The 12,589-nt window shown below is 67.3% G+C and carries 15 protein-coding genes; 3 read left to right on the top strand and 12 right to left on the bottom strand.

Features of this window, described 5'->3' with window-relative positions:
• The 8 genes from gspN to gspG form a co-directional block, all read right to left on the bottom strand.
• Window positions 1–816, bottom strand: coding sequence for a type II secretion system protein N (gspN, locus tag B7Y64_RS09070; protein ID WP_111867185.1), 816 nt, complete (start codon window positions 814–816; stop codon window positions 1–3).
• 26 nt (window positions 817–842) lie between these two features.
• Window positions 843–1,388, bottom strand: a complete 546-nt coding sequence (gene gspM / locus B7Y64_RS09065; RefSeq protein WP_291324469.1) for a type II secretion system protein GspM — start codon at window positions 1,386–1,388, stop codon at window positions 843–845.
• Window positions 1,385–2,647 carry a type II secretion system protein GspL gene (gspL, locus tag B7Y64_RS09060; RefSeq protein WP_291324468.1) on the bottom strand — a complete coding sequence of 421 codons (1,263 nt, stop codon included), beginning with the start codon at window positions 2,645–2,647 and terminating at the stop codon, window positions 1,385–1,387. Before gspL ends, gspM begins: the two co-directional genes overlap by 4 nt.
• 71 nt (window positions 2,648–2,718) lie before the next feature.
• A complete protein-coding gene (gspK, locus tag B7Y64_RS09055) occupies window positions 2,719–3,732 on the bottom strand; it encodes a type II secretion system minor pseudopilin GspK (RefSeq protein ID WP_291328693.1) in 1,014 nt (337 codons plus the stop codon).
• Complete coding sequence (locus B7Y64_RS09050) at window positions 3,729–4,400, bottom strand: prepilin-type N-terminal cleavage/methylation domain-containing protein (RefSeq protein ID WP_291324467.1); 672 nt, start codon at window positions 4,398–4,400, stop codon at window positions 3,729–3,731. Before B7Y64_RS09050 ends, gspK begins: the two co-directional genes overlap by 4 nt.
• A gap of 7 nt (window positions 4,401–4,407) precedes the next feature.
• Window positions 4,408–4,770 (bottom strand): type II secretion system minor pseudopilin GspI, encoded by a 363-nt coding sequence (gspI, locus tag B7Y64_RS09045; protein WP_291324476.1) that lies wholly within the window; start codon window positions 4,768–4,770, stop codon window positions 4,408–4,410.
• A gap of 5 nt (window positions 4,771–4,775) precedes the next feature.
• Complete coding sequence (locus B7Y64_RS09040; protein ID WP_201740989.1) at window positions 4,776–5,318, bottom strand: prepilin-type N-terminal cleavage/methylation domain-containing protein; 543 nt, start codon at window positions 5,316–5,318, stop codon at window positions 4,776–4,778.
• Window positions 5,319–5,346: 28 nt separating this feature from the next.
• Window positions 5,347–5,787, bottom strand: coding sequence for a type II secretion system major pseudopilin GspG (gene gspG / locus B7Y64_RS09035; RefSeq protein WP_291324475.1), 441 nt, complete (start codon window positions 5,785–5,787; stop codon window positions 5,347–5,349).
• A 71-nt stretch (window positions 5,788–5,858) separates the two neighbouring features.
• Between gspG and B7Y64_RS09030 the strand changes: the two genes are divergently transcribed.
• The gene (locus tag B7Y64_RS09030; protein WP_291324466.1) at window positions 5,859–6,311 is read left to right on the top strand and encodes a type II secretion system protein N; all 453 of its coding nucleotides are present in this window, start codon (window positions 5,859–5,861) and stop codon (window positions 6,309–6,311) included.
• A gap of 25 nt (window positions 6,312–6,336) precedes the next feature.
• On the opposite strand, the gene B7Y64_RS09025 is transcribed toward B7Y64_RS09030, so the two are convergent.
• The 3 genes from B7Y64_RS09025 to ilvA form a co-directional block, all read right to left on the bottom strand.
• Window positions 6,337–6,927, bottom strand: coding sequence for a histidine phosphatase family protein (locus B7Y64_RS09025; protein ID WP_291324465.1), 591 nt, complete (start codon window positions 6,925–6,927; stop codon window positions 6,337–6,339).
• Window positions 6,924–7,730: an adenosylcobinamide-GDP ribazoletransferase gene (locus B7Y64_RS09020; protein ID WP_291324464.1), complete on the bottom strand. Its 807-nt coding sequence runs from the start codon at window positions 7,728–7,730 to the stop codon at window positions 6,924–6,926. The genes B7Y64_RS09025 and B7Y64_RS09020 overlap by 4 nt, the downstream gene beginning before the upstream one ends.
• A gap of 75 nt (window positions 7,731–7,805) precedes the next feature.
• Entirely contained in the window at window positions 7,806–9,365 is a 1,560-nt protein-coding gene (gene ilvA, locus B7Y64_RS09015; protein ID WP_291328721.1) for a threonine ammonia-lyase, biosynthetic, read from the bottom strand.
• 366 nt (window positions 9,366–9,731) lie between these two features.
• On the opposite strand from ilvA, the gene B7Y64_RS09010 reads away from it, so the two are divergent.
• Window positions 9,732–10,181 carry an OsmC family protein gene (locus tag B7Y64_RS09010; RefSeq protein WP_291324463.1) on the top strand — a complete coding sequence of 150 codons (450 nt, stop codon included), beginning with the start codon at window positions 9,732–9,734 and terminating at the stop codon, window positions 10,179–10,181.
• Between the two features lie 130 nt (window positions 10,182–10,311).
• Here the strand turns inward: B7Y64_RS09010 and coq7 are convergent, their stop codons facing one another.
• Window positions 10,312–10,929 (bottom strand): 2-polyprenyl-3-methyl-6-methoxy-1,4-benzoquinone monooxygenase, encoded by a 618-nt coding sequence (gene coq7, locus B7Y64_RS09005; protein WP_291324462.1) that lies wholly within the window; start codon window positions 10,927–10,929, stop codon window positions 10,312–10,314.
• Between the two features lie 481 nt (window positions 10,930–11,410).
• On the opposite strand from coq7, the gene B7Y64_RS09000 reads away from it, so the two are divergent.
• Entirely contained in the window at window positions 11,411–12,448 is a 1,038-nt protein-coding gene (locus tag B7Y64_RS09000; RefSeq protein WP_291324461.1) for a porin, read from the top strand.
• Window positions 12,449–12,589 lie beyond the last annotated feature (141 nt).

Genomic DNA, 12,589 nt, shown 5'->3' with positions numbered 1-12,589 from the left:
TCAACCCACGGTGATGATGGAGCGCGCGCCGTTGCGCCGTCCGATGATGTTCAGAAGATTGGCCAGGGCCGCCTCGCGCTCGGGCGTGGCACTGGCCTCGCCCGTGAAGCGCAGGCGCTGGCCTACCCATTGGCCGCTGCCGCTGAGCTGCAGATGGCCGTCAAGCGTGCCCAGGGTGAGCGTGGGCACATCTCCGCCCTGAAGTACCAGCCGGTAGCTGCCCATGGGGCGCAGGGTGGAAAGGCGCGACGACATCGCCCGCGCGTCGAGCTGAACCGTGCCGGTCAGCGCCATGCGCCCTGCGGCCCAGGCGGCCTCGAAACCCTGGGTCTGCACTGCCAGTTGGCCCTGGGGTTGCAGGGTGTTCCAGGGGGTTCCCAGGCCGGTCAGCAGGCCTGCCGGGAACTGGCTTTGCCCATCGGCCAGAGCCAGCCGCGCGCCGCCCCAGCGTGCATCCAGGCGGGCCTGCAGCGGCGCGGTCATGCAGCACGCGGCATGCACCTGCGCACGCAGGCCGCGCAGCGTGGGGCGCAGCTGCCACTCCAGCCGTCCGGGCAGGGCAGCACGGTCCTGGCTGGCGCCGCCACCGGTCAGCACCAGCTGGGCCGAGCCGGTCCACACCGTGCCGCGTGCCTGGGCCAGCAGCACTTGCCCGCCGGTGGCACTGTCCACCGCCCGGGCAAGCCACTGTGCTGGCGCAAAGCTGATCACCGCAGGCAGCACTCCCACCAGCACCCCGGCTGCAGCCCAGCCCCAGGGCGAGCGCGGAGCTGCCGTGGCGGCTAACCGCTGGCGGGGACGCAGGGAAGAAGACACGTTGCGAAACACGAGAGGGACGCCGTTCAGCGCGCGGGCAGTGCCAGCACCAGGCTGCCATCCCAGCGCGGTGCGGCCGCAGCGGGCACATTGCCCAGGGTGGCAGGTGGCGATGTGCCCGCAGCCGCCGCCGCGCTGCGCGTGAGCCGGGCTTCCACCGGCACCGCCAGCGCATTGCTGCGTGCCTGGGCCAGCCATTGCGCCAGGGCGTCGGCGGGCGCGCCCTTCAGGGTGATGGTGGCGCGGTCGCCCACCAGGCTGAGCTGGGCGGTGGCGCCCAGGCGCTGGGTCAGCGACGCGCGCAGGCTGCCCACGGCGTCGCCCGGTGTGCCGCGTGGCGCGGCCTGCAGTTGCAAGGCTTCGGCCTGCAGGCTTTGCATGCGCTGCAACTGGGCATCCAGGGCGGCATGGCGGGCGGGGGCCGTGCGCAGCGTTTTCAGGGCTGGCGCCAGGGCCACCCACCACAGCAGCGCCAGGGCCACGATGGCGCTTGCAGCCAGAACCAGGTTTTGCTCGCGAGGGGCCAGGGCCTTCCAGCGCTGTTGCAAGGTGTGGTGGGTGGGGGTGCTCATGGCGTTGTCTCCGCGCGCAGCGACAGGCTGCCATCGTCCATGCGGGCGCCATAACCCGCGGTCTGCAGCCGGGTGACCATGGCGGTGTGCTCTTCGTCCGTCAGCGTGATGCCGCGCAGGCGCAGCTCACCTGCGGTGTATTCCAGTGCATTGGGCAGCTGGCCTTCGGGCAGGGCCGCGCCCGCCGCAGCCAGCAGGGGCTCCAGGTCGCGTGGCGAGACGCTGCCAGCGGCCTGGCGCAGCACGGCCAGCTCACGCTCCATTTGAACCGGGGCATCCACCACCACCTGCACCTTCGGAAATGTCTGGGTGAGTGCATTGCGCACACCGGCTTGCTTGGCGGCGAGCGCGTCGCGCTCTTGCCAGGCCCACGCGTTCAGGCCAACCAGGTGGGCCGCCGCCAGCAGGCCGACGCCCCAGCGTGCCGCCCGCCATTGCGGCGCATACAAAAACGCACTGGCGGCGCTGCCGGCCTTGCGCAGGGCCCGGGTGCGCCCGGTGCTGGCCAGATCGAACTGCGCCAGATCCCAGGCGCCGCGCGCCGCATCCAGCGCGCGCTGGCTTGCGGTGTGCAGCGCCGCCGGGCGGCCCAGCGTGCGCTCGGCCAGCGCTGCCACAGCCGGTTCGGCGTGCAGCGGCAGCGGGGGGGCTTCGGTGTCTGTGGGGCTGGTGGCCGGGCTGATCAGGCCCAGCGCCGCCGATGACAGGGGCAGCACGGCCACGCCCTGGTCGGGGCCGTGGCCACACAGCACCAGGTGGGCTTCTTCGGGCGTGCCCAGCGCAAACAGCTCGGGCCCGCCGCTGGCGGTGGGGCCGGGCGCAAATTCAGGCACCACGCGCGAGACGCGGCGGCCGGCGGCCTCCAGCACCTGCAAGGCTTCGCGCAGCCAGGCGCGGTCGCACACGGCCACCCACACGGGTTCGCCGGCGCGGGCGCCCGGTTCCAGGGCAAAGTGCAGCTGGGCGGGGTCGTCGAGCAGCTGGTCTTCCAGCAAACCCTCCAGCACCGAGCGCAGGCGCGACGTTTGCTGGCCTGCCCCCAGCGGCACGCCCTGGGGCAATTGCACGCGCTGCCAGGAAAGCGCCCGCGCCGGCACCACGGCCACCACCTCGCCACCCGGCCGGGCGGGCTCGGGCAGCAGCGCCGCCGGGGCACTGGCATGGCGAAGTTCGGTATGGCCGTCGGCGGTCAGCGTGTAGCTGAAGGCGGTCGTGGGCCCGCAAGGGGCCTGGGGCAGGAAAAGGATCAGGGTGCTCATGGACGGGTTTTGCGCGCCATTCTAGGCTGCAGACTTGACAGTACGGAGGCGCTCAGAGAGTGACCGCGTTCTCATCGGCCCGACTCGGGCGCTGCGGTCAAGGGGGCACGGTCAAATGCGCCGCGTTCGCGCCACAAGGTGGTGATGATGGTGCCCTGGCGCGACACCAGCGAGCGCTCGTCCACCATGGTGGCGCCCAGGCGCAACCGCCCGCGCACCTCGAAGTAGCGCGAGGCGATGGCGTGGTCGTCGGCGTTCAGCGCAATGCTGGCGCCCAGCTGGTTGGTGACATCGGTCAGCCCCCGGAAATGGCGCGCCTGCCGGGCCTGCACGATCTTTTGCGCGCTCGCCGTGTCCAGCCCGTCGATGGCGGCCCACAGCACATCCACATCGGCGGTGTTCAGGTTCACGGGGGTGCGCACCGGCAGCAGCGTGACATGGGGGGCCAGCACGGCCACGGTGGTCGGGGGCAGGCCCAGCCAGCCCAGCTGGGTCACGCTGGGCGGCGCCAGGGGGGCGCTGCTGTCGGCGCCCTTGCTGGCCTTGGCCTCGCGCAGGGCTTGCACCAGCTGGTCCAGTTGCTGCGGGGGCAGGCCCAGCCGCTCGAACAGGCGGGAGAACTGGCGCAAGGCGCCAGCGTTGACCTTGTCGCCCTCCATCAGGTTGGTCAGGTTCAGCCGGGCCTGCATGTCGGTGATCTGGCCCGACAGAAAGGCATCGGTGGTGTCGGTGCTGGCATCGTCCACCTGGGCCACGTTGCGGTCGGCCGCGAGAAAGGTGGACAGGCGGGCCTCTTGCAGCGGCACGGCCCAGGGTTCGGCCAGGTGGTCGGCGCCGCCGGTGATGCCGTCCTCGCGCAGGATCAGGCGCGACCAGTCGAGGGCGCCCACCAGTATCCAGGTCGACTGCAGCCGGGCGCGCTCGGCCGTCTCGACCTCGACCGCGCGCCATTGCTGCCACAGGGCGGCAGCGGCAAAGGTGGCCACCAGCGTCACCGTCAGCATGGCCGCCAGCAAGGCCGCACCGCGCTGGTGGACGCGGGCGCGGGCGGCGCTGGGCTGCGCAGGGCGGGTGCCGTGCGTCATGACTTGCCGCCGCCCAGCAAGGGGTTCACCCAGTCGCGCGTAACCTGCCCGGCCAGGGCCTGGCCCGGGCTGATGCTGATCTGCAGGCGCACGCCATCGGGCAGCGCGGCAGCGTTGTCGGGCGTGGCGTCGCCGCTCGACTGCGGGTTCGACCAGGCGCCCCCGCGGTAATAAAAGAGCTGCCAGTTGTCCAGCGGTAGCAGCACCACTTCGCGGCGCCGCTCGGCTTCGCCGGGATTGCGGGCCCACAGGGCGGCCTGCTGCCAGGCCTGTTGCCAGTCGGCGCGGGTGCGCACCGGGGCAGACTGCCAGCGCAGCCAGTGGCTGGTGCCCTGCACGTCGCGCCGGGTCCAGGCCACCACCAGAGCGCCTTCATCGGGCACGGCGCTGCTGCGCCGCGTCATGCGCAGCACCTGGCCATCCCAGTCCAGGGGCGTGGTGTGGGGCACGGCCAGCAGGGCATCCAGATCGGCGCCCCACTGGCCCAGCGCAGCCTGCACCAGCAGCAATTCGTCGGCCCGCTGGCGGATGGTTTCCTGCGCCCGCGCCATCCCGTCCAGCCCGCGCCACCCCAGAACCGCCATCAGCGCCATGATGGAAATGCCCACCAGCAGCTCGATCAGGGTGAAGCCATGCTGCGTGCGCAGGAGGCGTTCTTTGAAAGCCATCCCCATATCAATACCGCCCCACAATGGTGGACAGGCGCAGCACCGAGATGTCTCCATCCAGCACCTGGGCATCCACCCGCCGAAAACTCGGGTTGGGCGTGGGCCGCACGATCACGGCTACGTCAAAGCGGCGCCCCGACTGCTCGCAGGGCTCGGTGCTGTCGCCCACCCCTGGCATCTGGCGTGAAAGGCGGGCCTTGACCAGCTCGTTCTCGGCACACAGCTGGGCCAGCACGATGTCTGATTGGCGCTGCGCATTGCGCGTCAGCGCGGTGGTGGCCTGCAGGCCCGCCATGAGGGCGATGGCCACGATGCCCAGTGCCACCAGCACCTCGACCAGTGTGAAGCCGCGCTCGGGCGCGCGCCCCATGAGCGTCACGGCAGCGGCTCCACCGTGAACGGCCGCACCCCGTCGGTGACCACGCGCAGCATGCGCTCAGGGTAGGCCTGGTTGACCAGCAGCACCTGCTGCGGGCCGATCAGCGGCTCGGGCCCCAGCTGCAGGATGGCGGGGCCGCGCACGCTGGTGCCGGCATCGAGCCATTGGGTGGGCAGCGTGCTGGCGGGCAGACCTTCAAAGCGGAAACCCCGCGCATCGGCGCGCCAGCGCACGGGCACCCCCGTGCCACGCGACTGGGCCCGGCCCGATTCCAGCAGGGCCGCCAGCCGTGCCGCTTCGCGCTCCAGCTGGGTCTGCCCGCTGTCGCGCATCGCCAGACTGACCCCCGCCGTAGCCAGCGCCATGATGCTGATGACGACCAGCAGCTCAAGCAGCGTGAATCCGCGTGAGGCAGCGACACCCCCCTGAGCCGCTGCGCGGCTTCCCCCCTCTCTCGCTTCGCGGGAGGGGAGACGACGCCAGCGCGGCGGGGCGGCCCTTGCGCGGCGTCCGCTGGCGTGGGGCAGTGCCAATTTCATGCGCTGGGGATGCTCTGAACAGAAATCTCTATTGCCAGCTGCCGATATCCGCATCCTTGCCTTCGCCGCCCGACTGCCCGTCGGCGCCGAACGACATCACGTCGATCTCGCCCTTGATGCCGGGGTTCAGGTACTGGTAAGGCCGGCCCCAGGGGTCGTTGGGCAGCTTTTCGAGGTAGGGCTTCCAGTTGCCGGGCACGGGGCCGGCCGTGGGTTTGACGACCAGCGCCTGCAGGCCCTGCTCGGCCGTGGGGTAGCGCTGGTTGTCCAGGCGGTACAGCTTGAGGGCCTGCATCACATTGGTGACGTCGGTGCGCGCGGCGGTGCTGCGTGCGTCGTCGGCGCGGTCGAGCACGTTGGGCACGATCAGCGCGGCCAGCACGCCGATGATGACCAGCACCACCATCAGCTCGATCAGGGTGAAGCCCCGCGACGCATGCAAGGTCAGGCGGCGGCGGGCGCTGCGCAAGAGGAAAAGGGAGGAGGTGTTCACGTCAGCCAGTCTCGGGAGGGTCGGATCGCGTGAATCATAATCCCCCGATGATGACCAATTCATACAGCAAATGGGGCGTGCGTCTGGGGACACTGGCTCTCTGGGCCCTGGCGGGCGCCAGCGTGGTCTATTGGGGGTTGCGCCTGTCGGCACGGCCTGTGGGGCTGGCGGTGCCGGTTGTTGCCCCGGCCGCTGTGGCCCCCGATGCCCAGGCCATGGCCCGCTTGCTGGGGGTGCCGGCTGCTGGTGCGGCCGCTGCCCGGGCGCCGGCGGCATCGCTGACCAGCCGGTTCGCCCTGATCGGTGTGCTGGCGGGCCGCAGCAGCGGCGGCGGTGCGGCGCTGATCGCGGTGGATGGCCAGCCGGCCAAACCATTTCGCGTGGGTGCCATGGTGGATGAAGGGCTGGTGCTGCAGTCGCTCGACCCGCGCCAGGCCCGGCTGGGTGCCAGCGTGGATGGCCCCGCTACGCTGACGCTGGACATGCCCGCCAAAAACTGACACCGGGGTGCGCCGGTGCAGGGCGTTACGCCAGATCGTGCAATTCCCACGCGCCCCACGCCGGGGCCGCCAGGGGCCATTCGTCGGCCCCGGGCATGGGCCCTTCTCCGTGGGCCAGCAGCCAGGCCACGCAGCGCGCCACGCCCGCATGGGTGAACCACACCACATCGTTGCCGTCCTGCGCCTGCTGGCGTGCATCGCTCAGGGCTGCGGCCACGCGGGCCAGCAGCGCGGCCAGGTTGTCGCCGCCGCCGGGGCGGTGCAGCGCAAAGTCGGCGGTCCAGGCGTCGATGGCGCTTTGGCCAATGCTGTCCCAAGCGTGGCCCTCCCAGGCGCCAAAGTCCATTTCGCGCAGGCGCGCATCGGGATGAATGGTCAAATTGGGCTGTAGCGCTTGTGTAGCAAGCGCGAGTAGCTCACATCTTTGTAGCGTTGAATGGTACGCCGTGGCGCCTGCCGGCAAAGCCTGCGCCAGGCGCTGCGCGGCCACCTGCGTGGCAGCTGCATCGGCGGGCACGTCCAACGCGCCATAGCAGGTGCCGGTGGCCACCACAGGCTGGGCGTGGCGCACCAGCCACAGGCGGGCGCGGGGCTGCACGGCGGGCGGTGGGGTCATGCCCAGCGCAAGGCCAGCGCCGCGCCCAGGTAAAAGCCGATTTCGCTGACCTGCTGCGTGGCGCCCAGGCAGTCACCGGTAAAGCCCTGCAGGCGCCGCGCAAACCAGCGGCCCATCCAGGCGGCGGCCAGGCCGCTGCAGCCTGCAGATGCTATTAAAAACAGAGCTGATTGCGCTTGCCATACAAGCGCTAAAGGCACAAAACACCACAAAACAGCAGCAACCAGCGCCGCGCCGGTGATCTGGTCTGCCAGCGGCTTGCTTTTGGATTGGGCGGTATCCCCCACATGGGGCAGGCTGCGCACGATGAGCAGCGGCCACAGCCGCGACAGCACATGCCCGCCCACCAGTGCCGCCAATGCGGCCTGCAGGCTGTGGGCCCCCAGCAGCGCCAGCAGGCACAGCTTGGCCAGCAAGGCCAGCACCAGCGCCATGGCCCCAAAGGCGCCAATGCGCGAGTCTTTCATGATGTCGAGCGCCCGCTCGCGGTCGTAGCTGCCGCCCAGCCCGTCGGCCACATCGGCCAGGCCGTCCTCGTGGAAGCCCCCGGTCATCAGCACCGTGGCAATGGTGCAAAACACCGCCGCCACGGCCGGGGCCAGCGGGTTGGGCGCCAGGGCCCAATGCAGCGCGGCATAAACGCCCGCCGACAGCGCCGCCGCCAGCCAGCCTATGCCCGGAAAATGCGCCGCACTGGCGCGCAGCATGGCTGGGCTGTAGCCCACCCAGTCGGCCAGCTGCCCCGTGACGGGAATGCGGGTAAAAAACTGCACGGCCAGCAGGTAGTGGCGCAGGGCTTGCATGGAGGGTGTTGTGGCAATGTCAAAAATAATAGCTACTAGCGCTTGATGCATAAGCGCTAGAGGCTGTTTTGACCATTATTTTGAGCGCAAGAACAACCGGTAAGCCGGGTTCAGCGTTTCTTCCACGCAGGGGTAGCCCAGCGTGGCCAGGAAGGCGTCAAACGCCGTGGCGTCTTCAGGTGGCACCTGCAGGCCCACCAGAATGCGGCCATAGTCGGCGCCCTGGTTGCGGTAATGGAACAGGCTGATGTTCCAGGTGGGCTGCATCAGGCTCAGAAACTTCAGCAGCGCGCCGGGCCGCTCGGGGAACACAAAGCGCAGCAGGCGCTCGTCCTGTGCCAGCGTCGAGTGGCCGCCCACCAGGTGGCGCAGGTGCTCCTTGGCCAGCTCGTCGTGCGTCAGGTCGAGCGACTCGAAACCGTGGCGCTCGAAGTTCCTGGTGATCTTTTCCGACTCACCCTTGCCATGCGTGGTCAGGCCCACAAACACATGGGCGCGCGCGGCGTCGCTGATGCGGTAGTTGAACTCGGTCACGTTGCGCGGGCCGCCGGGCAGGCCGCCAATTACTTCGCAAAAGCGCCGGAAGCTGCCGCGCTCTTCGGGAATGGTCACCGCCAGCAGCGCCTCGCGCTCTTCGCCCACTTCGGCGCGCTCGGCCACGAAGCGCAGGCGGTCGAAGTTCATGTTGGCGCCGCACAAAATGGCCGCGTAGGTCTCGCCCCGGGTCTTGTTGTTGGCGACATATTGCTTGATGGCCGCCACGGCAAGGGCCCCAGCGGGCTCGACGATGCTGCGCGTGTCCACAAACACGTCCTTGATGGCAGCGCACACGGCATCGGTGTCCACCGTCATGTATTCGTCCACCAGGTCTTGCGCCACGCGAAAGGTTTCTTCGCCCACCAGCTTGACGGCGGTGCCGTCCGAAAACAGGCCCACGTCGGCCAGCGTGACGCGCTCGTGCGCGTTGATCGACTGGATCATGGCGTCCGAGTCGTTCATCTGCACGCCAATCACCTTGATCTCGGGCCGCACGGCCTTGATGTAGTTGGCCACGCCCGCCACCAGGCCGCCGCCACCAATCGCCACGAACACGGCATCGAGCTGGTTGCTGCCCAGCTTTTGCAGCTGGCGCAGGATTTCCATGGCAATCGTGCCCTGGCCGGCGATCACGTCGGGGTCGTCAAAGGGGTGCACAAAGGTCAGCCCCTGCTCTTTTTGCAACCGCACCGAGTGGTCGTAGGCATCCGAATAACTGTCGCCAAACAACACCACCTCGCCGCCCAGCGCCTGCACGGCGTCGATCTTGAGCTGGGGCGTGGTCGTGGGCATCACCACCACCGCGCGCGTGCCCAGCTTGCGCGCGCTCATGGCCACGCCCTGCGCATGGTTGCCGGCCGAGGCGCAGATCACGCCCTTTTGCAACTGCTCGGGTGTGAGGTGGGCCATCTTGTTGTAGGCGCCGCGCAGCTTGAAGCTGAACACGGGCTGCTGGTCCTCGCGCTTGAGCAGCACTTTGTTGTGCAGGCGTCGGCTGAGGTTCTTGGCGGGCTCCAGTGCCGACTCGATGGCCACGTCATAGACGCGGGCGGTCAGGATCTTCTTCAGGTAATCGGAGGGGGTGAGATGCTGGGTCATGTAATGCAGGAGGTGCGCCGCCGCAGCGGGGGTGGCGGGACCAATCATCATAGGCGCAACGCCGGGCCGCCCGGCGCGCAGGCACCGTTCGGGCCTTGCGGGCCGCACCGGCAGCGCGGCGCAGGCAAAAAAAAGCCCCAGGCGGTAAGGCCCAGGGCTGAATCCATCCTTTGAGGAGATGGAGGAGACAATCGGTGCGTTGCGGCTGTTGGTGACCTTCTCGGTACCAACCCTTTTTTGAAAAAAGGGCAACGCATGGCGCTATCTTAGCGCAATCACTGTTGCAATGCAGCAAAATTCACCGCAATTTTTGAAATGGCCTGCCCATTTTGTGAAAAAACTACGCATCAACAAGGAGCGAAAGACATGGAATGCACAGTCAGCTGGACAGGCGGCACCGGAACGCGGTCGGGAATGGGGTTTGTGGCCGAAACGGGCAGCGGCCACACTATTGCGATGGACGGCGCCCCCGACGCTGCAAACCCCGCCAACGGTGGGCAAAATCTGGCGCCCCGGCCCATGGAAACCTTGCTGGCAGGCACCGGCGGCTGCACCGCCTATGACGTGGTGCTGATTCTCAAGCGCGGGCGCCACGATGTGCGTGGCTGCAGCGTCAAACTCACCTCGCAAAGGGCCGAGGTGGACCCCAAGGTGTTCACCGCCATCCACATGCAGTTCACCGTGACGGGCAAGGGGCTTGCGCCCGCCGCCGTGGAGCGCGCTATCGCCATGAGCCACGAAAAATACTGCTCGGCCAGCATCATGCTGGGCAAGACGGCGCACATCACCACGGGCTTCGAGATCGTTGAGGCTTGAGGTCCTTCGATTGATCCGGCCAGCTAAAGTTTGAACCGTTCGCCCTGAGCGCCTGTCGAAGGGCTTCGACAAGCTCAGCCTGAGCGGTATTCAAAACTTCAATGTGTCAGGTCAATGAGGCCGTACGCGGTCAAACGTAATGCGCCGTGGTTGTCATCACTTTGGCGGCCATTTTCATCATCAGGCGGGCGGGCGCGGGCAGGGCCATGGCGCCGGCATCGCGCGCGCTGGCTGCGTGGCGCTCTTCATCGTCCTTCATGCGGCTGACCACGGCACGCGAGGCCAGGTCGTCCGGCGGAAGCTTGGCCAGGTGGCTCTGCAGGTGCTCGGACACCTGGTTTTCGGTTTCCACCACAAACCCCAGGCTCACGCGGTCACTCACCTTGGCCGCCGCCAGGCCCAGCGCAAACGCGCCCGCAAACCACAGCGGATTGAGCAGGCTGGGCCGGGCGCCCAGGGCGTCTAGCCGCTGCTGCGTCCAGGCCAGGTGGTCGGTTTCCTCGCGGGCTGCTTCTAGCAGGTGGCGGCGCAGCTGGGCGTCACGCGTGACGGCGGCCTGCGCCGTGTAAAGGGCTTGCGCGCAGACCTCGCCCACATGGTTCACCCGCATCAGTGCGCCGGACAGGCGCTTTTGGGCCGGGTCGAGCGCTGTCTCGGCAAAGGGCGCCGCCGGAGATGCCTCCATGGCGTGGGGTTTTGCAAACAGGGTGCGCAGCGCGGTGTCTGCGGCGCAAAGTAAAGAGTCCATGGCAGTATTTTGGGGAAGGATTGACTGGGTTGGGCACAAAATATGCTTTTGCAAACCCACTTTGCCGCTTTGCAACTTGGCAGATTCAACAGAATGTTCCCGCATTCCCTGCGCGCATTGGGCGGATGGTTGAAGGAAAGCGACAGGTGTTACAGACAAGGTGGGCTGTTTCGGGTTAGTTTGCCGCCGACTCTTGCGGTTGGCGTGCGTTGGGTTGTTTGGCTGCCATTTTGCGCAGTTCACGTTTGGCATGGGTTTTGTCAGGGTGCTCCGGTCGTCTGCGAGAGGTGGCTGAAATGTTGCAATGCTGCAACGAAATTGACCCTGCGTGCTGATTTCCTTTGCGCAACCGCGCCCCGTCTGGTGCAATAACTGCAACTTCCCCACCAGGAGGTTGGCCCGGGGAACCGGTGGGACTGCGCTGGCGCTGTGCCCTAGACCTCCGAACCGGCGCCCATGTTTAACCTTGGAGTAACTCGCAATGAAAAAATCCCTGATTGCCCTGGCTGTGCTGGCTGCTTCCGGCGCCGCAATGGCCCAATCTTCCGTGACCCTGTTCGGTATCGTTGATACCAACGTTGGCTATGTCGACAACGCCAACCCAGCTGGCGATAGCGTCTATGGCCTGGGTACCAGCGGCAACGCAACGAGCCGTCTGGGCTTCCGCGGCGTGGAAGACCTCGGTGGCGGCCTGAAGGCTGGTTTCCACCTGGAAGGCGAAATCTTCGGTGACGACGGCAATGCTTCTGGCTTCAATTTCAAGCGCCGCTCCACCCTGAGCCTGATGGGCGGTTTCGGTGAAGTTCGCCTGGGTCGTGACTATGTTGCCGGCTACAGCAAGACCAGCAGCTACGATCTGTTCGGCCAAAACATCGGTATCGGCCAGTTCATGGGCTGGAGCGCATGGGGCAACACGACCACCGATGCCGACGGTGTCCGCAAAAGCAACCTGATCAGCTATTACACCCCCAACTTCAGCGGCTTCACCGGCGGCATCAGCTACGGTTTTGACGAGCAAACCACGGGCAAGGCTGGCCGTTACATCGGCGGCAATGTGGCCTATGACAATGGTCCTCTGAGCGTTGCTCTGTCTTACGACCGGGCTAACCTGAATGCTGGCGTTGAGCGCGATAAGGTCACGCTGGGTGGTTCTTACAACTTTGGCGTTGCCAAGGCCATCGCCATCCTGCAACAGACCAAGGATGACGTTCCTGCCGCTGCAGAGCGCAAGGTGAACGCATACGCCCTGGGCGTGTCGGCTCCCGTGGGCGCTGGCGAAGTGAAGCTGCAATACTCGATGTACGACCAGAAGGCCATCGACTCCAAGGCTCACCACATCAGCCTGGGTTATGTCCACAACCTGTCCAAGCGTACGGCTGTGTATGGCACGGTCTCCTACATGGACAACAAGGATTCCTCTAAGGTTGGTCTGTCTGTTAAGGGCCTGAGAGCAGTGACCGGTCCTGCAACTGGCGAAAGCCAGACCGGCGTGCAAGTCGGTGTCCGTCACTCCTTCTGATGACTTGCTGGCCTTGTGCCAGCATTCACAGACGTGACCTCAAGCCACCCGTCGCAAGACGGGTGGCTTTTTCGCATTTGGCACCTCTTTTTGAACAATGCGCGGTCTTGTCGCCATTCGGTTTGACCGCTGGCAGGGCTT

Source organism: Acidovorax sp. 35-64-16, assembly GCF_002281195.1.
GTDB lineage: Bacteria > Pseudomonadota > Gammaproteobacteria > Burkholderiales > Burkholderiaceae_C > Acidovorax > Acidovorax defluvii.
Note: the sequence above shows the minus strand (reverse complement) of the source record. Positions and strands in the feature narration are given on the sequence as shown.

Coding starts and splice junctions, on each gene's coding strand:
- B7Y64_RS09000 (WP_291324461.1), top strand. CDS start 11,411: ATGAAAAAATCCCTGATTGCCCTGGCTGTGCTGGCTGCTTCCGGCGCC.
- B7Y64_RS09040 (WP_201740989.1), bottom strand. CDS start 5,318: ATGAAATTGGCACTGCCCCACGCCAGCGGACGCCGCGCAAGGGCCGCC.
- B7Y64_RS09010 (WP_291324463.1), top strand. CDS start 9,732: ATGGAATGCACAGTCAGCTGGACAGGCGGCACCGGAACGCGGTCGGGA.
- gspM (WP_291324469.1), bottom strand. CDS start 1,388: ATGAGCACCCCCACCCACCACACCTTGCAACAGCGCTGGAAGGCCCTG.
- gspI (WP_291324476.1), bottom strand. CDS start 4,770: ATGGGGCGCGCGCCCGAGCGCGGCTTCACACTGGTCGAGGTGCTGGTG.
- coq7 (WP_291324462.1), bottom strand. CDS start 10,929: ATGGACTCTTTACTTTGCGCCGCAGACACCGCGCTGCGCACCCTGTTT.
- B7Y64_RS09025 (WP_291324465.1), bottom strand. CDS start 6,927: ATGACCCCACCGCCCGCCGTGCAGCCCCGCGCCCGCCTGTGGCTGGTG.
- ilvA (WP_291328721.1), bottom strand. CDS start 9,365: ATGACCCAGCATCTCACCCCCTCCGATTACCTGAAGAAGATCCTGACC.
- B7Y64_RS09020 (WP_291324464.1), bottom strand. CDS start 7,730: ATGCAAGCCCTGCGCCACTACCTGCTGGCCGTGCAGTTTTTTACCCGC.
- B7Y64_RS09030 (WP_291324466.1), top strand. CDS start 5,859: ATGATGACCAATTCATACAGCAAATGGGGCGTGCGTCTGGGGACACTG.
- gspL (WP_291324468.1), bottom strand. CDS start 2,647: ATGAGCACCCTGATCCTTTTCCTGCCCCAGGCCCCTTGCGGGCCCACG.
- gspK (WP_291328693.1), bottom strand. CDS start 3,732: ATGACGCACGGCACCCGCCCTGCGCAGCCCAGCGCCGCCCGCGCCCGC.
- B7Y64_RS09050 (WP_291324467.1), bottom strand. CDS start 4,400: ATGGCTTTCAAAGAACGCCTCCTGCGCACGCAGCATGGCTTCACCCTG.